The 19862-nt window shown below is 65.9% G+C and carries 19 protein-coding genes and 1 pseudogene; 10 read left to right on the top strand and 10 right to left on the bottom strand.

What is annotated here, in order from left to right:
* Both J5F18_RS05255 and J5F18_RS05250 read right to left on the bottom strand, forming a co-directional pair.
* Window positions 1-1046 (bottom strand): AAA family ATPase (locus J5F18_RS05255; RefSeq protein ID WP_346301272.1); only part of this gene is annotated, 1046 nt, incomplete at its 3' end.
* The gene (locus J5F18_RS05250; RefSeq protein ID WP_346301271.1) at window positions 1043-1588 is read right to left on the bottom strand and encodes an NUDIX domain-containing protein; all 546 of its coding nucleotides are present in this window, start codon (window positions 1586-1588) and stop codon (window positions 1043-1045) included. The genes J5F18_RS05255 and J5F18_RS05250, both read right to left, overlap by 4 nt.
* Window positions 1589-1716: 128 nt before the next feature.
* Here J5F18_RS05250 and J5F18_RS05245 point away from each other — a divergent pair, with 128 nt between their 5' ends.
* A complete protein-coding gene (locus J5F18_RS05245) occupies window positions 1717-2106 on the top strand; it encodes a hypothetical protein (RefSeq protein WP_346301270.1) in 390 nt (129 codons plus the stop codon).
* Here J5F18_RS05245 and J5F18_RS05240 read toward each other — a convergent pair.
* The 5 genes from J5F18_RS05240 to J5F18_RS05220 all read right to left on the bottom strand — a co-directional run bounded on the left by J5F18_RS05240 (window position 2046) and on the right by J5F18_RS05220 (window position 5203).
* Window positions 2046-3266: an EAL domain-containing response regulator gene (locus J5F18_RS05240; RefSeq protein WP_346301269.1), complete on the bottom strand. Its 1221-nt coding sequence runs from the start codon at window positions 3264-3266 to the stop codon at window positions 2046-2048. The genes J5F18_RS05245 and J5F18_RS05240 overlap by 61 nt on opposite strands.
* A gap of 95 nt (window positions 3267-3361) precedes the next feature.
* On the bottom strand, window positions 3362-3979 hold the full coding sequence (locus tag J5F18_RS05235) for a LysE family translocator (RefSeq protein ID WP_346301268.1): 618 nt from the start codon (window positions 3977-3979) through the stop codon (window positions 3362-3364).
* Between the two features lie 16 nt (window positions 3980-3995).
* Window positions 3996-4409, bottom strand: a complete 414-nt coding sequence (gene rnk / locus J5F18_RS05230; protein ID WP_346301267.1) for a nucleoside diphosphate kinase regulator — start codon at window positions 4407-4409, stop codon at window positions 3996-3998.
* A gap of 218 nt (window positions 4410-4627) precedes the next feature.
* Complete coding sequence (locus J5F18_RS05225; protein WP_346301266.1) at window positions 4628-4810, bottom strand: hypothetical protein; 183 nt, start codon at window positions 4808-4810, stop codon at window positions 4628-4630.
* Between the two features lie 42 nt (window positions 4811-4852).
* Window positions 4853-5203 carry a hypothetical protein gene (locus tag J5F18_RS05220; RefSeq protein WP_346301265.1) on the bottom strand — a complete coding sequence of 117 codons (351 nt, stop codon included), beginning with the start codon at window positions 5201-5203 and terminating at the stop codon, window positions 4853-4855.
* A 455-nt stretch (window positions 5204-5658) separates the two neighbouring features.
* Here J5F18_RS05220 and J5F18_RS05215 point away from each other — a divergent pair, with 455 nt between their 5' ends.
* Window positions 5659-5925, top strand: coding sequence for a hypothetical protein (locus tag J5F18_RS05215; RefSeq protein WP_346301264.1), 267 nt, complete (start codon window positions 5659-5661; stop codon window positions 5923-5925).
* A gap of 429 nt (window positions 5926-6354) precedes the next feature.
* On the opposite strand, the gene J5F18_RS05210 is transcribed toward J5F18_RS05215, so the two are convergent.
* From J5F18_RS05210 to J5F18_RS05200, 3 genes and pseudogenes are all read right to left on the bottom strand, one after another.
* Window positions 6355-6660, bottom strand: a complete 306-nt coding sequence (locus J5F18_RS05210) for an addiction module antidote protein (protein WP_346301263.1) — start codon at window positions 6658-6660, stop codon at window positions 6355-6357.
* Window positions 6657-6938: pseudogene (locus J5F18_RS05205) on the bottom strand (type II toxin-antitoxin system RelE/ParE family toxin); the annotation flags it as partial. The gene J5F18_RS05210 and the pseudogene J5F18_RS05205, both read right to left, overlap by 4 nt.
* A 27-nt stretch (window positions 6939-6965) precedes the next feature.
* Window positions 6966-8243: a transposase gene (locus J5F18_RS05200; protein WP_346301262.1), complete on the bottom strand. Its 1278-nt coding sequence runs from the start codon at window positions 8241-8243 to the stop codon at window positions 6966-6968.
* Window positions 8244-8662: 419 nt separating this feature from the next.
* On the opposite strand from J5F18_RS05200, the gene J5F18_RS05195 reads away from it, so the two are divergent.
* From J5F18_RS05195 to J5F18_RS05160, 8 genes are all read left to right on the top strand, one after another.
* On the top strand, window positions 8663-11086 hold the full coding sequence (locus tag J5F18_RS05195) for a class I SAM-dependent DNA methyltransferase (protein WP_346301261.1): 2424 nt from the start codon (window positions 8663-8665) through the stop codon (window positions 11084-11086).
* Window positions 11079-12404, top strand: coding sequence for a restriction endonuclease subunit S (locus tag J5F18_RS05190; protein WP_346301260.1), 1326 nt, complete (start codon window positions 11079-11081; stop codon window positions 12402-12404). Before J5F18_RS05195 ends, J5F18_RS05190 begins: the two co-directional genes overlap by 8 nt.
* A gap of 243 nt (window positions 12405-12647) precedes the next feature.
* Window positions 12648-13238, top strand: a complete 591-nt coding sequence (locus tag J5F18_RS05185; protein WP_346301259.1) for a hypothetical protein — start codon at window positions 12648-12650, stop codon at window positions 13236-13238.
* Window positions 13235-14146, top strand: coding sequence for a hypothetical protein (locus tag J5F18_RS05180; protein WP_346301258.1), 912 nt, complete (start codon window positions 13235-13237; stop codon window positions 14144-14146). Before J5F18_RS05185 ends, J5F18_RS05180 begins: the two co-directional genes overlap by 4 nt.
* Entirely contained in the window at window positions 14134-14763 is a 630-nt protein-coding gene (locus J5F18_RS05175; protein WP_346301257.1) for a hypothetical protein, read from the top strand. The genes J5F18_RS05180 and J5F18_RS05175 overlap by 13 nt, the downstream gene beginning before the upstream one ends.
* 142 nt (window positions 14764-14905) lie before the next feature.
* Window positions 14906-16093 carry a hypothetical protein gene (locus J5F18_RS05170; protein WP_346301256.1) on the top strand — a complete coding sequence of 396 codons (1188 nt, stop codon included), beginning with the start codon at window positions 14906-14908 and terminating at the stop codon, window positions 16091-16093.
* 3 nt (window positions 16094-16096) lie between these two features.
* A complete protein-coding gene (locus J5F18_RS05165) occupies window positions 16097-19489 on the top strand; it encodes a type I restriction endonuclease subunit R (protein ID WP_346301255.1) in 3393 nt (1130 codons plus the stop codon).
* Window positions 19486-19862 (top strand): YgjP-like metallopeptidase domain-containing protein (locus tag J5F18_RS05160; protein ID WP_346301254.1); only part of this gene is annotated, 377 nt, incomplete at its 3' end. The genes J5F18_RS05165 and J5F18_RS05160, both read left to right, overlap by 4 nt.

The raw sequence follows: 19862 nt of genomic DNA, 5'->3' as shown, positions 1-19862 counted from the left end.
GCGTGACGCCGATCAGGTTGCGCCAGGTGCGCAGCAGGGCCACCACCCCCAGGCCGAACAGCCAGAAGGCCAGCACATAGGCGAGGGTGTTCTGGTAGTTGATGCCGAACAGCAGCAGCAGCAGGACCAACAGCGCCCAGGCCAGCCCGAAGCGGGTCGGCAGCAGGAAGAGCCGCCGCTGGGGCAGCGGGGTGCCCGGGACGATCGCCACGCGCCGCCACAGGCGCTGCACCAGACCCGGCCGCGGCTCCATCGCTCAGGCCGCCACCGGCACGCGGGCCAGCAGATGCCGCGCCAGGGCCTCGCCCTCCTCGCGACGGCCGCTGCTCAGGCGGTGGCCCGCGACTGGCGGCCACCAGCGACTGGACATAGTCGAGCAGCGCCTCGGACACGTGGATGCCGTCCAGGCGCGCCTGCCAGGCGCGCAGGCGCTCGGCACCCAGCAGCACCGGCAGGCCGTCGAGACGTGCCCGCCCGGCACGGCCGCGCAGGATCTCGCGCTCGGCGCCACGGTCCGGGTAGCCCAGCGAGAGGCGCATCAGGAAGCGATCGAGCTGGGACTCCGGCAGGGCGAAGGTGCCGGCCTGCTCCTGGGGGTTCTGGGTGGCGATCACGAAGAAGGGATCGGGCAGCGGGCGGGTCTCCCCCTCCACCGTCACCCGCCCCTCCTCCATGGCCTCCAGCAGGGCGCTCTGGGTCTTGGGGGTGGCGCGGTTGATCTCGTCGGCCAGCACCACCCCGTGGAAGATCGGCCCGGGATGAAAGGTAAAGCGCGCCTCGCGCGGGTCGAACACCGAGACGCCGAGCACGTCGGCGGGCAGCAGGTCGCTGGTGAACTGCAGCCGCTGCATGTCGAGCCCGGTGACCCGCGACAGCGACTGGGCCAGGGTGGTCTTGCCGAGCCCCGGCAGGTCCTCGATCAGCAGGTGGCCGCGGCACAGCAGGCAGCAGAGCGCCAGGCGCACCTCCCGGGACTTGCCGAGCACCACGCCTTCCAGGGCCGCCACCATGGCCTCCAGCTCGCTGAGCCGGGCCGGGCGGTTCATGGCCGGGCCTCCAGCAGGCCGGCATCGAGCAGCACCTGCACCGCCTGGCGGGTATCCGGGGTCACGCCCGGCAGCGCCAGGGCCTCGGCGGGCGACCGCCAGAAGGCATCCGCCACCTCCTCCGCCTGCAGCGCCAGGGCGCCGTCGTGGTCGACCAGGAACAGGCTGCCGAAGATGTGGTTGCCGCCCTCGGCGTGGACGAAGCCGCCGGCGGGACGCAGCCTCGCGCCGCGGATGCCGAGCTCCTCGGCCAGCTCGCGGCTGGCCGCCCGGTGTTCCGCCTCGCCGGCCCCCACCACGCCACCGGCGGCCAGGTCGAGCCCGCCGGGGAACACCTCCTTGGTGAGGGTGCGGCGCTGCACGCAGATCTCGCCGCGGGCATTGCACACCACGACGTAGGTCGCCCGGTGCCAGAAGCGCAAGCGCCGCATGGCGGCGCGCCAGGCGCTGCCGCAGGGGCGGTTGCGGGCATCCACCAGCTGGATGCGCTCGCGGGCGACATGCGGCACCGGCGGGGCCGGATCGCGCGGGGGCTCGGTCATGGACAACTCTCCCGGGAAATGTCTCAAGCCTACCCAGTCGATGCCGCGGCGTCACGTTGACCGCGGCCGGGTCGGCCACCATGCTCAGGGCAACTCCCCGATGCTGTCCCCGATGCTGGAGGTGCGCCATGCCCGATCACGCCCCCCGCACCCGGCTGGCCACCCACGCGGTGACCAACCAGCCCTCTCCCCCGGGGGACCGCGACCTGCTGGCAGCCGATCGTCCCCTGCGCGAGGCCCTGGCCCGCGAGGCGCCGGAGTGGGTCGCCCGCCGCCTGGCCCCGCTGGGCCGCGAGGCGCCGGTGAACTCCATCTGGGAGGGCTCGGGAAACGTGATCTGCCTGGACGTGCTGCGGCTGGCCCAGTGCCTGCAGGCGGCCCTGCTGGTGCGGCACGGGCCGAGCGAGGTGGCCGAGACCTTCTGCGCCGCGCGACTCGGCGACGAGGCCGGCCCGGCCTACGGGGTGCTGCCCAGCGGGGCACCGCTGGCGGCGCTGCTGGCGCGCATCGAGTCCTGAGTGGCCCCCACCTCGAGGATCGCCTCGGCCGGCATCGGGCGGGCCAGGCCATAGCCCTGCACATGGGTGCAACCGAAACGCTCCAGAAGCGCCAGGCAGGCCGGGTCCTCGACCCCCTCGGCCACCACGCGGATCCCGAGGCGCCGCCCCAGCAGCGCCACCGCCTCGACGATGGCCGCGTCCTGGGACGCCTCGTGGAGGTGCTGCACGAAGCTGCGGTCGACCTTCAGCTCGCTGATCGGCAACAGCTGCAGCCGCGACAGCGACGAGAAGCCGATGCCGAAGTCGTCCACCGAGACCTCGAGCCCGCCCAGGCAGAGCCGTGCCGCCACCTCGCTGCCCAGCAGCTCGTCATGCATGGCGGCGGTCTCGGTGATCTCCAGCACCAGCGGCGGGTCGCCGGGCGGACGCCGGCACACCAGCGACAGCAGGTCCGGGGACATCAGGTCGTCGGCGGTGACATTGACCGACAGCGAGGGCGCCACCCCCTCGCGCAGCCAGCGCGCCGCATCGGCCTGGGCCAGGGCCAGCACGCGCCGGGTCAGCCGCCTGGCCTGGTCGCGGGAGAGCAGCGGCAGGAACCGGGCGGGACCGATGATGCCGAGCGTCGGATGCACCCAGCGCACCAGGGCCTCGACCCCGCTGAGGCGCCCGGAGGAGAGCTCGAACTGCGGCTGGTAGTGGATGGTGAGCTCATCCCGGGACAGCGCCTGGTCGAGTTCCTCGCCGGTGAACAGCGGCTCGCCTCGCGCTTCCCTCGGGGCCACGCAGCCCGCCCGCAGGTTGCCCAGGCAGTGCCGCAAGTCGGGGAGCCGCATCGGCTTGTCCAGGCAGCCCAGCATCTGCAGTCCCAGGGTATGCCCCACGCGCTCGGCGATCCGCGCGATCTTGCGCTCGACGCCGGATAGCAGCAGCACCCAGCCGCGGTAACCGCTGTCGGCAAGGCGGCGCAGCAGGGCGATCGCGTCTTCACTACCGACCTCGAGCCCCAGCACCACCAGCCGTGGGGGACGCGCGACCACCGCTGCGAGCAGGGCGGCCGACCGCTGGTGGTAGCGGGTCTCCAGACCCAGCCGCTCCAGCTGCAGGGAGAGCACGGCGGCGACGTCCGGGTCGGCGTCCAGGACCAGCGCCACAGGCGCGGGGGACGAATCGTTCATCGGCGGGATTCCGAAGGCGAGGTAACCAGAGCGTAACATCGCTTCGTGACCGCCACACCCTGGCGGCGCCACCCCGCCTCAACGCAGGCTCGGCCTCAGGCCAGCGGCCCGGCCACGACGCGCAGCGCGAGGGCCAGCAGCAGCACGCCGGTGATGCGGTTGATCCAGTGGGAGCGGTGCTGCAGCCAGGGCAGCACCCGGGAGTGGGAGAGGCCCAGCGCCACCAGCACATACCAGGCGCCGTCGATCAGCATGGCCGTGAGCACGATCACCGCCTTGGCCGCCAGGCTCATGTCGGGGGTCACGAACTGGCTGAGCAGGGCGATGAAGAACAGGATCAGCTTGGGGTTGCCCAGCGCCACCAGCATACCCTCGCGGGCCGCCTGGCGACGGCTGGTGGCGAGCCCGGCGGCCTCCAGGGCACCGGCACGACCGGCGCGCAGCGCCCGGATGCCCAGCCACGCCAGGTAGGCCGCACCGGCCCAGGTGATCGCCTGGTACAGCGGCGGGACGCGCACGATCAGCGCCCCCAACCCCCACACGGTGAGCAGGGCATAGAAGCCGACCCCCAGGGCATGGGCGAGGGCCGCGGCGACCCCGGGGGCACGACCGCCGCCCAGGGTGTGGCGCAGCACCAGCGCCAGGCTGGGCCCCGGCGACATGGCGCCCATGGCGCAGACCACCGCCAGCGAGAGCCAGAGGGAAAATGGCATGATCACGGGCGCCCGCTCAGCGGTGGAACTGCTTCTCGCGCTCCGGCTGCCAGAAGATGGCGTCGACCCGCAGCTGGACCATCTGTCCACCCGGCAGCGGCCAGTCGATGACGTCGCCGATGCGCAGGCCGATCAGCCCGGCCCCCACTGGCGCCATCACCGAGATCCCGTCCTCGGTATCGGCCAGGGCATGGGGATAGACCAGGGTGCGGATCATCTGGCGGTTGCGAGTCAGGTCGGTGAACTGGATGCGGCTGTTCATGCTGACCACGTCCTCAGGGATCTCCTCGGGATCGATGACCTCCCCGCGCTCGAGCTCCTCCTCGAGGGCATCGGCCACGAAGCGGTCCTTGTCGCTGGCCGCATCGATCAGGCGCTGCAGGCGCTCGGCATCGAGGCGATTGATGATGATGGGGGGGCGAGACGACATGCGACCTCCTTTCACGCCCGGCCAACGGGTCCGGACACCATAATGACGTCATGGGGACATCAACCAATAAAAACAGCCCTCCACCCGTGAGGGGCGAAGGACTGGTATCTGCCTGCATCATAGGACGTCGTCGGCCGCTTTGATACCCCCTTCGAGGAGATACCGATCCGCTCCGGGCGTCTCCGCGCCCAGCCGGCCGAGAAACCGTCGGCGGCGGGCTAACGGTCGGGGCGCCCTGCCCCGGAGGGGGATCCGCGCGGGCGGTGGGTCAGGCGCACCACCGCGCCCAGCACGGCCAGCACCAGGCCCACGAAGGCCACCGGGTTCCACGCCTGCCAGCCGTACAGGGCGAGCCCCAGGCCGAGCCCCACCAGACACCAAGCAAAGGCCTTCACTCCCATGCGATCACTCTCCTCGTCCTCGAAATCGATGGCGGCGGGCGCCTACTGGCCGACCGGCGGGGACAGGGTTCCGGCGTGTTCCGCGAAGACAGCCCCCAGGGCCTCCTCGCTCCGCTCGCCGCGCAGCACCCGGACCACCTCGCCTCGCCCGTCGTAGAGCAGCAGGGTCTGGCGGCCCGCGCCATAGTCCCGTGCCAGCCGCCGGCCATCCTCGCTGCGCACCTCCACCACGCGCCACTCCAGCGGGGGCTCGACGCCGCGCAGGGCGCGCGCTACCCGGTCATGGAAGCGGCGCGACTCGGCGTTGCGTCGATCGTGGAGCTGCACCACCACCGGCACGCCGCTGCCGAGCACCGAGAGGTCGGCCCGGGCCCGGGACTCATAGGCGTCCATGGCCATCCACGAACCGCAGCCAGCGGCCGGGACGACGCCGCCGGGGCCGCGGCGCCAGGCCCGGCGTCTTGCGGTGACGCTTGTGCCGGCTTCTGGGCATGGCCGGGAGTCTCCCTCCGCGCTGCTGTCCCTCAGCTAAGCACAGCCGGGGGCCTCCTGGCCATGACACATCGGGAGGAGCGCTCCCCAGCGGCCCAGGGCCCGCAAAAAAAGTTAAAGAACGGTGTTTACAAACAGCGTTTTTCTACTAGCCTGAACCATAGGGATCCTGCCGACGGCATGGGAAGGGAATCCCCCAGCGGCCCGCGAAGTCTCTCAGAGTGCAGGACGCCCCAGGGAATCTCGAGCAGTTGGGGGGGCGCCATGATCCATCAGGTCGTGGATTGCCCCATCCCCGCTTCAGAGAAGCGGTCGCCCTTCAAGGCACGCCTCATGGTCGAGGAGGAACAGCCATCATGAACATTTCCTTTGCCTGCCCGCTCGCCTCCCGTTGGCAGCATATCCATGCCGACTGGTGGCAGGACGATCAGGGCAACGACATCCACCGTGTCGAGATCGACGATGACGCCCTCTACCACTGCCACCTGGCCGGCTCGTCGCTGCCCTGGGACGCGGTGACCACGAGCCTGGACGAGGCCATGGCCGTCTGCGGCGGTTGCACGCAAGTGGATGAGAACGGCCCGCCGACACCGGCGGACTGGCCCCTGAAGCAGCGGCGCTGATCGGACAGCGGCACCCTGCCGTTCGAGGGGGCGTGAAGGCGTGGAGGGAGGGCACGCTGCTGGTCGTCGTAGACATCGCGGAGATCAGGGGAGGATGACAACCCAGGCATACCCGTTAGTGCGGTGACGACTGCGCGTCAGGTAGGAGCCGTAAGGCATGCCAGATCTCGGGAATGGATCACCGAAGTGTCACACCTCTGAGCCTGACCCAGGCCTCTAACCCATTGAACCCACATAGCTTCTTGAGCCAAGAGCTGCTTGGTACCGGCGGTCGGACTCGAACCGACAAGGGCTTGCACCCGGCGGATTTTGAATCCGCCGCACGATCAACTAAATCAGCAAGTTAGTAGCTCATATCAGAACAGTCCCAATACCTGACCCAATATGGTCGATACCGAATGCTACGTCCTGCCACGCTTGCCGACCACCTCACGAAGCATGATGCGTCAGGTCGTGGAAGTGGATGCCGGTCGCCTTGATGACGGCGGTCATGGTGCGCAGGGTCGGGTTCCCCTTGGGCGAAAGTGCCCGGTACAGGCTCTCGCGTGAGACCTTGGCTCGCTCTGCTACTGCAGCCATTCCGCCCTGGGCTTCCACCACATGACGCAGCGCCAGCAGGAAGGCAGACTCTCCGCCCTCCTCGTCCAGCTCGTCGAAGGCGGCGCGCAGGTAGTCAACGGCCATCGCCGGGTCATCGCGCAACATCTCAATCACAGCGGTGTCGTGGCTTTTCATCTCCGGGCTCTCCTTCGGTGGTCGGCCAGAAACGCCTTGGCCTGCTCGATGTCGGCCTGTTGGCGCTTCTTGGTGCCCCCGATCAACAACATCACCAGGCGCCTGCCCACCTTGGCGTAATACACTCGGTAGCCAGGGCCGTAGTCGATTCGCAGCTCCAACACTCCATCACCAACGGACTTGGTGTCGCCGGCATTGCCAGCAGCCAAGCGGTTGAGGCGGGTCAGCACGCGCATGGCGGCCTGACGATCCTTGGCCTTGGTGGCGTCCAGCCAGGCTTGGAAGGGTTGACATCCTCCCCTCCCTCAGCGTCTCAGGACGCTGCCGCCTACGGCGGAAAGGAAGGGGATTCCTACGGCGCTCACCCCGGCATCAAGCCGGCGTGAGTCACTTCGGTGGGTTCCTGCTGCTGACGGCATTACCGCACCGTTCACTTCACAGGCTAACCGGGCGTGTCCCACCCTTAACACATTGATCGCGCCGACCACGTCGGCGTTTTCCTCGAAGCCGCATTCGACACAGGCGAACCGTTCCTGCGTGCGGCGGTTGTCCGCCGACACATGATCGCAGCACGGGCAGGTTCGGCTGGTGTTCCGCGGCGGCACCAGGATAAGCCAGCCCCCATTCCATGCCAGCTTGTAGTCGAGCTGACGGCGGAACTCGAACCAGCCTTGATCGAGGATGGACTTGTTCAGTCCAGACTTGGCCCGGACATTCTTGCCCGGCTGGTCGGTCGTGCCCGCTGCTGACTTCGACATGTTGCGTACCTGCAGGTCTTCCAGCACCACGAGCGCGTGGCTTTGGCTGATCGTGGTCGTGGTCTTGTGCAGGTAGTCGCGGCGGGTGTTGCCGATCCGGGAATGAATACGCTGGACGCGGGCTTTCGCCTTCTTCCAGTTGTTACTGAATCTGGTTTTTCGGCTCATGGCCTGCTGCGCCTTGCGCAAGGCCGTTTCATGCCGTTTGAAGCTGTTGAGCGGCGCAACGTGCGAGCCATCTGATAGCGTCGCGAAGCGGGTGATGCCCACATCGATCCCGACCGCACTGGTGGCTCCCGGTACCGGCTGCGCGACTTCACGCGCGGTTTGAATGCTCACATACCACTTGCCGCCCGACAGGCTGACGGTGACGTTCTTCACCGTCCCCAGCACGTCCCGGCTGTTGCGGTAGCGCAGCCAGCCCAGCTTGGGCAGAAAGATCCGGCTGTTGCCTTGATCAAGCTTGATCTGTTTCGGGTCGGGGTAGCGGAAGCTGTCGCGCCGCCCTTTCTTCTTGAAACGGGGGAAGTCGGCCCGCCCGGCGAAGAAGTTGGCGTAGGCCCGCTCCAGGTCTTTCAGCGACTGCTGGAGCGGGTGGATCGGGCCGTCCTTGAGCCACGGCGTCTCGGCGCTGTTGCGCCAGGCGGTGAGTTGCTTGCACAAGGCCGTGTAGCCGAGCTTCTTGTCGCCCGCCGCGTAGAGATCCTTCTGCAACGCCAGTGCCCGATTGAACACGAACCGGGCCATGCCGGCGAACTGGCGCATCTTCCGCACCTGTTCGCCGTTGGGCATCAGCTCGAATTTGAAGGCCTGAAGGCGTTGCATGCAGCACCGTTTGCTGTATTGACGTCCAGTAGTATAGGGCGCCTGTCGGCGCCGCGCTATCCTTCCCCGGCCTGAAGGCCGAGGCTTGCCGCGCTAGCTGGACATGGCCATCAGCGGTGAGGTAGTGCGTCAGCTCCATCATCGGAAGCATTGTAGCCTAAAAGCTACAGAAAGGAATGGGGTGCCAGCCATTGCCCGTCCACACCGTACACTTCGTCCACCACCCGTCCGGCGTGTACGGTTCGTCCGGTTCCGGTAGTGCTCCAGATCGAGGCAGGAAGAGATAGAGCCGGCGGACCAGCAGGGATATCAGCTTCCACCAATCGTCCGTGGCCTTCTGTCCCCAAGTTTGATGAGATAGCTGCCAGTCACCACGGCCGCCCGACGCGGCCGGCTCATCGCAAAGGGAACCGCAGTACATGATCCTCACCCTCAACCAACTGGAACGGCACCTCTTCAAGGCCGCCGACATCCTGCGCGGGCGCATGGACGCCTCGGAGTTCAAGGAATACATCTTCGGCATGCTCTTCCTGAAGCGCTGCTCGGACGTCTTCGAGCAGCGCCGGGAGGAGGTCCGCGACCAGCTCAAGCAGGCCGGGGCGGGGGAGATCGATATCGCCCACCAGATCGAGTTCCCCGACTGGTATCGCGCCACCTTCTACGTGCCGCCGCAGTCGCGCTGGTCGCACCTGCTGAAGGAGGCCCACCAGGGGGTGGGCAGCGCGCTCAACAAGGCGCTGGCTGGCCTGGAGGAGCACAACCCCAGCCTCGCCGGGGTGCTGGAGCACATCGACTTCACCCGCAAGGTGGGCTCCACCACCCTGCCGGACAAGAAGCTCCGGGATCTGATCGTCCACTTCAGCGAGTACCGGCTGCGCAACGAGGACTTCGAATTCCCCGACCTGCTCGGCGCCGCCTACGAGTACCTGATCCGCGACTTCGCCGACTCCGCCGGCAAGAAGGGCGGGGAGTTCTACACCCCGCGCCCAGTGGTCCGCATGATGGTGCGGCTGATGGACCCCCAGGAGGGCCACAGCGTCTACGACCCCTGCATGGGCTCCGGCGGTATGCTGATCCTCTCCAAGGAGTACCTGGAGGAGCAGGGCGGCGACCCGCGCCGGCTCAACCTCTTCGGCCAGGAGGCCTCCGGCTCGGTGTGGGCCATCGCCAAGATGAATATGCTGCTGCATGGCATCGGCAGTGCGGATCTTCAGAACGATGATACTCTGACTGACCCGCAGCACGTTGAGGGCGGCGAGCTGACGCGCTTCGACCGCATCCTCACCAACCCGCCGTTCTCCATCGGCTACACGCCGAGCCAGCACTTCCCCGAGCGCTTCCACTACGGCAGCGTGCCGGAGGGGGCCAAGAAGGCCGACCTGATGTTCCTGCAGCATATGGTCGCCTGCCTCAAGTCCGACGGCCGCCTGGCCACCGTCATGCCCCACGGCGTGCTGTTCCGCGGCGGCGACGAGAAGCGCATCCGCGCCGGCATGCTCGATGACGACCTGGTGGAGGCGGTGATCGGCCTGGCCCCCAACCTCTTCTACGGCACCGGCATCCCGGCGAGCATCCTGGTGCTACGCGCCAAGGACGCCAAGCCTGAGGAGCGCCAGGGCCGGGTGCTGTTCATCAACGCCGACCGCGAATACTACGAGGGCCGCGCCCAGAACCACCTGCTGCCCGAGCACATCGAGAAGATCGCCAGCACCTATGACGCCTTCGAGGACGTGCCCGGCTTCGCCCGGGTAGTACCCCTCGAGGAGCTGCGCGATAACGATTACAACCTCAATATCCGCCGCTACGCCGACAACACCCCGCCGCCGGAGCCCCAGGACGTGCGCGCCCACCTCAAGGGCGGCGTGCCGGTGGCCGAGATCGACGCCAGGCGCCCGCTCTTCGACGCCCAGGGCCTCGACCCCATGGCGCTCTTTACCCCCAGGGCGAGCGACCCCGATTACGTGGACTTCGCTGAGCACCTGACAGAAAAGCGCGAGCTCAAGCCCGACATCGAGGCCGATTCCGGCCTGCGGCACAAGGAGGCCAGCGTGATGGCCGCTTTCGAGGCCTGGTGGGCCGAGCACGGTGCCAGCATCACCGGGCTGACCGGCAACGGCGGCCGCCTCACCCAGCTGCGCGACGAGCTGCTGGGTAGCTTCACCGCGGCCCTGGAGCCCACCGCCATGCTCGACCGCTTCGCAGTGCGCGGCATCATCGCGGGCTTCTGGTTCGACAACAAGAACGAGTTCCGCACCCTGCAGGCCCGCGGCTGCCTGGGCGTGGTGGACGCCTGGCGCACCAGCATCGTGAGCCTGCTGGAGGACGAGCAGAGCAAGGCCAACCCGCTGGACCACCGTCTGGTTCACTTCCTGCTCGAGGAGTACGTGGCCGAGCTGGAGGAGCTCGCCGCCCGCAAGGCGGAGCTGGACGCCCAGATCAAGACCGCCGAGGCCAAGCCCGAGGGCGATGACGGCGACGATTCGGAAGCCAGCGACGGCGAGGATGACGACGCCCCGACGCCGGAGCAGATCAAGGCGTGGAAGAGCCAGCGCACCCAGGTGAGGAAGCAACACAAGGCCAAGGTGGCCAGCTTCGAGGAGCACCTCAACGCCGCCGTGGACGCCCTGGACGAACCCGCCGCCGCCGAGCTGGTGGGCACCATCCTGCACAACGACCTCAAGGGCATCCTCAAGCGCTATATCCGCCAGCAGCGCCAGCAGGTGATCGCCGCCTTCGAGACCTGGTGGGACAAGTACCGGGTGACGCTGGCCGATATCGAGGAAGAGCGGGACGCCGCCGCCAGGGAACTGCAGCAGTATCTGGAGGGGTTGGGGTATGTTTGAGTGGACCTATCGGCGAATCCGAGACCTTCTGGAGACCAGCTATGCGGGTGAGTGGGGGGCTCCTCCCTCACCGGGTAATGCACGTGTGCTTCGGGCGACAGATATTGATTCCGACGGACGAATCAATGGTCAGGGTACTCTGAGGCAGATCTCGCCAGCCATTGTCCAGACGAAGCGCTTACAGCGAGGCGACATCATGCTGGAGGCCTCTGGCGGTAGTCCAGAGAAGCCAGTGGGGCGAGTCGCGTTCTTTTTTGATGAGGGTGGTGAGCTGCCTTTTCTCACCTCGAACTTCTATAAAGCCCTCCGTCCGGCCAGTGATGTAGAACCAAGATTTCTCCATTGGGCTTTGCTTCGACTGTATCGGCAGCCAGATATTCTGCAGTTCCAGCAGCAAACCACGGGCATTATCAACCTGAAGTTTCAGGATTACCTTGATGCAAAGATCTATGCTCCTGTCGATCGAAATGAGCAAAAGATCATCGCCCGCATCCTCGACACCTTCGACACCCAGATCCAGAAAACCGAGGCGCTGATCGCCAAGCTGGAGAAGGTCAAGGAGGGGCTGCTCCACGACCTGCTGACCCGCGGCATCGACGAGAACGGCCAGCTCCGCCCCAGCCCCGAGCAGGCGCCGGAGCTCTACAAGGAGTCGCCGCTGGGGTTGATTCCGAGGGAGTGGAGCCCGAATCAGCTTGGAAATTTGGTAAACAAAGAACGACCTATCGTCTATGGCATTCTGATGCCGGGGTACGGTTGGCCGGATGGTATACCAGTCGTCAAGGTTAAAGATATTAAACATGGCGAGATTGATGAAGCAAACCTGTTGCTTACAAGCCCTGCCATTGATCGGCAGTATGCCAGGTCTAGACTAGAAGAGGGCGACCTTCTTTTTACGATCCGTGGCACTGTGGGAAGGACGGCAATTGTTCCCTTCAATCTTGAATATGCAAACATTACCCAAGACACAGCAAGAATAAGCCTGAAAGAAGATAGCGCCGAGTTTATTAGGCATTACCTTGGCATGCCAACCCCTAAAATATTCATTGATTCCCACACTATAGGGGTGGCTGTGAAGGGTATAAACCTAGGAGAGGTTAGAAGAATTCCTGTCCCAGAGGTCCCTGAGCCAGAAATGGCAGCCATTACTTCAAGGATCAATTCTTTCCTCAAAAGGTTGCAAGACGAACGAGCTAGCCTTTATCAATTGAATCTGACAAAAGCTGGCCTAATGGACGACCTCCTTACCGGCCGCGTCCGTGTCACCCCGCTGCTCGACCAGTCCCAGACCCAAGCCAAGGCCACCAGCCCGGCGTAGACCGGGGCTTCCATAACACCAGGACCACATCGCACAGGGAACCGCCATGACCACCTTCGACAGCTCTCTTTCAACATTCAGGCGCTCGCTGCCCCCTCTTCACATAAGATCGGGCTCAAGGACATCACCACCGGTAAGATCCAGCTTTCAGCGAGGATGGATACCAGAAGGCGCATGGCGGGCTACAAGGCGGGCAACTAAGATGATAGCGAGACGTCCAATGAGTGAATGCAGGGAAGCCCCATGATCAACGTGCCGATTCCTGACTGGACCGAAGAAGGCGTGCTGCCGCCGGTGGATGCAAATAGCCCGACATCGCCGGCTCGCTCCCCCTATGAGGTTTCGCTGGTCGATCTCGTCCAGCGCTTCGGCACTTCACAGGAGCGCATCAGGATACTCGATGGCTTTCTGCGCTATCGCCAAGGCCTGCATGATGCCGGGCTGACCCAGGGATTCCAGTGGCTGGATGGAAGCTATATGGAGCACGTTGAGGCGCTTGAGGAACGGCCTCCAAATGACATTGACGTGGTTAGCTTTATCGAGTTTCCCGAAGGAATGGATGAGCGAACAATTCGAGATCGTTTTTCTGATGCGATTGGTTTATCAAGAAGCAGCCGAACTCTCGTCAAAAGGTCATTCATGGTGGATGCCTTCATGGTGCCTCTCAGTTCCATATCTGCGGGCGAACTTGTGCAGCTTAGCACCTACTGGTATAGCGTCTGGTCTCACCGTCGAGATAGAGCATGGAAGGGGTTTCTTCAGGTCTCACTTTCACCAGTTCATGAAGCGAGGCAATGTCTTGATGCCCTCGCTGCTCAGGAGGGCGGCTCATGAACCGTCAGGAATATAGTGACCTTCAAGCCGAATGCAACACGCTCAGGGGGATGCTGGCAAAGATACCTGAAGATCGTGTGCTCTCAAGGGCCAGCCTGGAAATTCGGCTTGAAGAACTCGAAGAACAATTGGCAGATGCCTCTGTCCTGGAGTGTGAGCCCGCCAAGGCGGTGTTAACGTTCAGCGGTCGTCCTGTCAGAGGGTCAGAGGGAGTTCTGGCCGCTTTCGCTTCCAAGGCGCTTTCTTCGTTTTCGGAGGCAATTACCGCCGTCGGCGCCTCGCTTCACGCCACGCTGGCCGCCACGGGGCCGGTGCCTAATCGCGACCAGTATCAGATGATGATCACCGGTACCGCTCGTGGCTCATTTGGTTTTCAGCTTCAGGACGCTACAGCACAGCTAGAATTTGATGAGGACAGCACCGTTGCCAAGGCTCTGGAGGCAACGCGCTCCTTGCTTGATGGAAGTATCGGCGTCGATGATGAGCAGCTGGCAGAAGCCGCCGCCGATATGGATCAGCGGGCTCTGGACAAGATCCGGAGCTTTGTCAGCGTCCTGAATGACTATGAGGCTGTCTGTTCACTCAAACACGCCGACAAGTCATTCCACTTCAGAGACTCGAGTCAGGTCAAGCGCAGCCTCGAACGGCTTAGCACGGACTATCTATCCGAGAGCGAGCAGGTGCTCCCGGTAGTTTTTGGTGGCGCCCTCCCTCACAGGGGAAGCTGCGAGTTCCAGGTCGAAGGTGACAAGGAATGGCTCACGGCCAAGATAGGCCCAGGCGTTGAAGCTCCCGACTCCATCAATGACCATCGCGGCCAGGTGGTTAAGGCGAAAATGCTGGTGACCCAGGCCGGGCGTGGCAGACCACGCTACAAGTTGCTGGAGCTGCCTACATGGCAAATATAAGCGAGCGCCCGGCTAGGATGACATTGCCACACGCCCTGCTGGCTGAGCTGATCCGTCGCTACTGGGTGCTGGGTATCGAGTGCTCGATGCTTGAAGTACATCACCTTGCCTGGTTGCTGGTTCGGCAGTGCCATCATCATCAGCTGCCGGACCTGCTCAGCATCGAGTTTCAGGCTCGTCGCTATGGACCTTATGCTGATTCATTGAGAGCCGTAATGGCTGAAGCAGTCGATGATCTGCTCTGCCATGATGGTGATGTTATCTCCTCAAGTGCGACCATCATCTGGTTCAACGAGCGGCGGCATTCTTGTCTCGTGGCCAGGTTGGTCATGCCTGATGCTCAACCCTACCGAGGTGTCGTCGAAGCCATCGACCAGCAGATCGACGGTTTCCAGTCACCGCTGGGCATGGAGGTACTGGCGACGCTGGACTGGCTGATCGGCCAGGAGCATGTCGAACCGACCGTCGAGGCCATCAAGGAAGGGTTGCGACATTGGCCCGATGATCTTGCCGGCCAGCGCAAGCTTCGCCTCTTCTCGGATCGCCTGATCGCGCTGGCGCTGGATCTCCTTACCGGTGAAGCCATCCTCCCCCCGGCACTAGCCGCGAACAGATAGCGACATATCCCACTGGTACAGCAGTTCTGATGTGGCCAGCGCAAGCACATTTGAGTCGATAAGCCTTCGTTGAACCAACTGCACCTGAGGATACCCTCACCGCGCTAACACCGACGCCAGGGACAGACACGGAACGCTGCCGATGCCGACTTACGGAAATATCCTCCTCAGACAGGACGAGAACGGCGCCTTCACCACTGCTCGGCGGGCGCCGCTGGGCTTCACCGACGGCCGCAACGAGGCCTGGCTGCGCGACCTGCTCGCCGGCCACCCGGACCTGCTGCCCATCGAGGAGGTCGATCCCTCCTTCGCCCCGCTGGTGCCGCTCTGCACCGAGCTCTCCACCGAGGCCGGCCCGGTGGATGTGGTCTTCATCAGCCCCTCCGGCCGGCTGACGCTGGTGGAGTGCAAGCTGTGGCGCAACCCCGAGGCGCGGCGCAAGGTCATCGCCCAGATCCTCGACTACGCCCGAGCCGTCTCCGGCTGGAGCTACGCCGACCTGCAGCGCCGGGTCGCCACTGCCACGGGGCGCAAGGGCAACGTGCCCTTCGAGGCCGCCCGGGAGCTGCAGCCGGACCTGGACGAGGCCGCCTTCGTGGACGCCACCGCCCGCGCCCTGCGCGAGGGGCGCTTCCTGCTGCTGATCGCCGGCGACGGCATCCGCGAGGGCATCACCGGCATGGCCGAGTTGATCACCCGCAACGCCGCACTCGGCTTCAGCTTCGGGCTGGTGGAGGTTGCCCTCTACCAGTTCGGTGAGCAGGGCCTGGTGGTGCAGCCGCGGGTGGTGGCCAGGACCGAGACCATCGAGCGCACCTTCGTTCACCTCCAGGCCGGCGGTGGTGGCGCGCTCCAGGAGGTCGCCGAGGAGGCCGAGGCCAGAGGGGAGGTTCGGGGCGAGCCCCCCTCGATGGCCGACGAGCGCGCCTGGTGGGAGCCGCTGACGCGCATCAGCTTCGATGACCCGGAGCAGGAGGCGCCGAGCTACCGGCCCCGCAACCACGTCCGGGTGGCCATGCCCTACCCGGGGATCTGGCTAACCGCCTTCCGCTCGATGGGAGATGGCGTCTGCGGCGTGTTCTTCACCGGCGCCAAGTCGGAGGCCAGGCAGGTTCTCGAACGCCTCAACGAGGAGCGTGAGCAGATCCTCACCGAGCTCCCCGAGGGGAGCGACACCCGCCGCTCCAGCGGTGAGCTCGGCTTCGCCAGCTATGCTCAGCTCAGTGACTTCGCCAGCGACGACGAATGCCGTGAGTGGCTGGCGCAGCAGCTCAACCAGTTCGTCAACGCTTTACGCCCGCGGCTGAAGGCGATGGCTAAACAGGGGTAACGCATGGCAGGACCCGAGTACACGGATGTCGAGAAGCCCTTTATCGACCAGTTGGTCGGTCAGGGCTGGGAGTTCCTGGCCGGGTCGGTGGACGACCCCGCCGTGACCCACCGCGAGAGCTTCGCCCAGGTGGTGATGGAGCCCCTGCTGCGCGAGCGGCTGCGCCGGATCAACCTGCGCGACGGCGAGCCCTGGCTGGATGAGGCGCGCCTGGATCAGGCAGTCGCCGCCATCACCCGGCTGCCGGCCAGCAGGGTGCTGGAGGCCAACCAGCAGGCCACCGAGCTGCTAGTTGGCGGCCTTCCGGTGGAGGGGCTGGAGGGCTGGGACGGCGGCCGCGGCCAGGTGCTGCGCTATATCGACTGGATTGATCCCACCAACAACGTCTTCACGGTGGTCAACCAGTTCAAGGTGAAGAGCCCGCCTGGCCATAATACTGATCATGGCCACGTGATCCCGGACCTGGTGCTGTTCGTCAATGGCATCCCGCTGGTGGTGGTGGAGTGCAAGAGCCGCAGCGTGCCGGAGGGGATCAGCCAGGCAGTGGACCAGCTTCGCCGCTACCACGACCAGCGCTTCCTGGAGGGCGAGGTCGGCGAGCACGAGGGCGCCCCGGCACTGTTCGCCACCAGCCAGTTCCTGGTGGCCAGCAACTTCGATGAGGCCCGTGTCGGCACCATCGGCTCCCGCTTCGCCCACTACCTGAGCTGGAAGACGGTGGCGCCGATGCGCGAGGCAGAGGTGGCCATCGATCTCGGCGTGGCGGACCTCTCCGCCCAGCAACGCCTGATCGCGGGCATGCTTACCCGGGCCAACCTGCTCGATATCGTGCGCCACTACACCCTGTTCATGAACGTCGGCGGCCAGACCATCAAGCTGGTGTGCCGCTACCAGCAGTTCCGCGGCGTCACCCGAGCCGTGGAGCGTCTGAAGAGCGGCAAGACGCGCCGCCAGGACGGCGAGGCTGACCGCCGTGGCGGCATCGTCTGGCACACCCAGGGCAGCGGCAAGAGCCTCTCCATGGTCTTCCTGGTGCGCAAGCTGCGCACCGACCCGACGCTGCGCCGCTTCAAGGTGGTGGTGATCACCGACCGCAAGGACCTCCAGGCCCAGCTCTCCGCCACCGCCGAACTCAGCGGCGAGAGCGTCGAGAAGGCCGGCAACACCGCCCAGCTCAAGAAGCTGCTGGGCCGCGACGGCCCCGGCCTGGTGTTCGGCACGGTTCAGAAATACAGGGAGCAGAAGTACCGCGACCCGGATGCCGAGGGGGAGGAGGGTCAGAGCAGCGAGGATGCTGGCGCCGGGCTCGACACGGGCCGCCGCGATGCCGCCGAGCCAACTCCCTATGCCAACGGCACGCCCAAAAAGCCGACCCTCAGCGAGCCCTTCGAGGTGCTCAACACCAGTGAGGAGATCCTGATCCTGGTGGACGAGGCCCACCGCACCCAGGCCGGCGACCTCCACGCCAACATGATGCGCGCCCTGCCCAACGCCGCCCGCATCGGCTTCACCGGCACGCCCATCATCATGGGCGACAAGAAGCGCACCCACGACATCTTCGGCGAGTACATCGACAGCTACACCATCAAGGAGGCGGAGCAGGACGGCGCCACGGTGCCGATCCTCTACGAGGGGCGCACCGCCAAGGGGGCGATCAAGGACGGCGCCAGCCTCGACGGCCTGTTCGAGGACCTGTTCCGCGACCACAGCAAGGAGGAGCTGGAGGCGATCAAGAAGAAGTACGCCACCAAGGGGCAGATCTTCGAGGCGCCGCAGCTGATTCAGGAAAAGGCCCAGGACATCCTGCGCCACTACGTCACCCACATCCTGCCCAACGGCTACAAGGCCCAGTTGGTGGCCTACAGCCGCCGGGCGGCCTTGCGCTACGTCGAGGCCCTGGAGCAGGCCAAGGCCAAGCTGCTGGAGGAGGCGCTGGCGCTGTCCCCGGAGGACAAGGCACTCGACGACACCCAGCTGCTGACGCGCCCGCCCCGGGTCAAGGCGGCGATCCAGGCCTGGCGCTATCGTAAGGTGCTGGGCGAGCTGGAGTTCGCGGTGGTGTTCAGCAGCGGCAACAACGACGACGCCACCTGGGCCCGGTGGAGCGACCGAGCCGCGGTGGAGAGCCATATCCAGCGCTTCAAGAAGCCGCTGCCGCCGCAGGATGGGGCAACCCCCCAGTCCTCAAAACATCAGGACCCCGCCAAGCACGACCCGCTGGCCTTCCTGATCGTCAAGAGCATGCTGCTTACCGGCTTCGACGCCCCCATCGAGGGGGTGATGTACCTGGACCGCTCCCTGCGCGAGGCGGAGCTGCTGCAGGCCATCGCCCGGGTCAACCGCACCGGCCACGGCAAGACCCACGGCATCGTGGTGGACTACTTCGGCGTGGCCAACCACCTCAAGGAGGCGCTGGCCGCCTACAGCGAGGAGGACATCGAGGGCGCCCTGCAGAGCCTCAAGGACGAGATTCCCCTGCTGCGCGACCGCCACCTGCGAGTGATCGACGTGCTGCGCGGCCAGGGGGTGGACGACCTGGACGACACCGAGGAGGCGGTGCAGGCGCTGGCCGACGAACGGGTGCGCGCCGAGTTCGTGGTCAAGCTCAAGGAGTTCAACCGCGGCCTGGACGACGTGCTGCCACGCCCCGAGGGGCTCGAGTTCGTCAACGATGCCAAGCGGCTGGCCTATATCCATGCCCTGGCCCGCAACCGCTACAAGGACACCCCGGAGCTCGGCCGCGACATCGGCAACAAGGTGCGCAAGCTGATCGACGACTACGTGATCTCGCTCGGCATCGACCCACGCATCCCGCCGGTGCAGCTCACTGACGCCGAGTTCGACGCGCACCTCGGTCGCCAGGTGGGCGACCGGGCCAAGGCTTCGGAGATGGAGCACGCGGTGCGCTCCCACGTCCGCAAGCACCTGGACGAGGACCCGGTGAAGTACGGCCGGCTCAGCGAGCGCCTGGTGGAGCTGCTGGAGCAGCTCGATGGCCAGTGGGCCGAGCAGGTGGAGGCACTCAAGACGCTGATCCAGCAGCTGCGCGACGGTGCCCGGGTGGAGGGGGAGGCGATTCCCGAGATGCCGGCCCACGCCGAGCCCTTCTGGCGGGAGCTGGTGGCCAGTAGCGGCCAGGCAGTGGAGGAGCTGGACGAAGCCAGCGCCCAGAAGCTGCTCGTGGCCACCGAGGAGCTGGTCGGACTGATCCAGCAGGAGATCGCCATCCCCGACTTCTGGAAGCCCTCCCATATCCCGGACCAGGAGGCCCTGCGCCAGCACCTCTTCACCACCCTGATGATCAAGCGCCTCGTGCCCTTCGACCAGGCCAGCGAGGTGGCCCAGCGGCTGCTCGATCTCGCCCGCAGCAATCACGACAAGCTGGTGAACGCATGACACAGCTCGCCGTGGACGACCTCACCCTGGAGGTGCGCGAGAGCTCGCGCCGCAGGACGCTGGAGATCACCGTGGACCGTGACGGCGAACTGGTCATCGCCGCGCCCACCGGCACCGACGAGTGGCTCCTGCGCGACTTCGTGATCGAGAAGCGGCTGTGGATCTACCGGAAGCTGGCCGAGAAGGCCGAGCGCCGCCGCCGGCTGCCGCGCAAGGAGTACGTCAACGGCGAGGGGTTCCTCTACCTGGGACGCAGCTACCGGCTCAAGCGCGTACCCTCGGAGGCCCAGGACGCCCCGCTCAAGCTCGTGGCCGGGCGCTTCCAGCTGCGCGAGGACGCCCTGGCCGACGCCCGGGAGCACTGCGTTCGCTG

The organism is Halomonas sp. BM-2019 (assembly GCF_017584085.1).
This window is presented reverse-complemented; position numbering and strand designations above follow the sequence as displayed.